The 437-nt window shown below is 61.8% G+C and carries 1 protein-coding gene; it reads right to left on the bottom strand.

All coding sequences use genetic code 11. The annotated features are described in order from the left end of the window. Positions 1-437, bottom strand: a 437-nt coding sequence (locus PseAD21_RS29360; protein ID WP_146011326.1) for an immunoglobulin-like domain-containing protein, incomplete at both ends; no start/stop codon positions are given.

The raw sequence follows: 437 nt of genomic DNA, 5'->3' as shown, positions 1-437 counted from the left end.
TCACAGGCGCGCCAACGGTGGCGGTGTAAGTGACGGTGCCACCTTCAGCCACCGAAGTATCGGCGCTGAGCTTCACGGTCGAGGTGTCGATGGTGTCGGTTACTTCGGTAACGGTGACTTCGGTAACGGCCGGAACAGTGCTTGGCACCAGGTTCTCGAAGTTGCCGCCCGCCGTATTGGTAATGCTGACTTCAACCTTGCCGGCATCTTTGTAGACGTCATCGGCAGGCGCTGGAACCGTTACGGTGCCAGTTGTTTTGCCGGCTTCGATGGTGATCACCGAGCCATTGCTCAGGGTCACGGTCACCGGGGTGCCGGCCGGGTTGGTCAGGGTCGCGGTGTAGACGATCGACCCACCTTCAGCGACGGAGCCAGTGGCGCTCAGCGTCAGGTTGGTGGTGTCGACGGTGTCGGTCACGGTGGTGCTGACCGGGGTT

Source organism: Pseudomonas sp. AD21 (genome assembly GCF_002878485.1).
Taxonomy (GTDB): Bacteria; Pseudomonadota; Gammaproteobacteria; order Pseudomonadales; family Pseudomonadaceae; genus Aquipseudomonas.
This window is presented reverse-complemented; position numbering and strand designations above follow the sequence as displayed.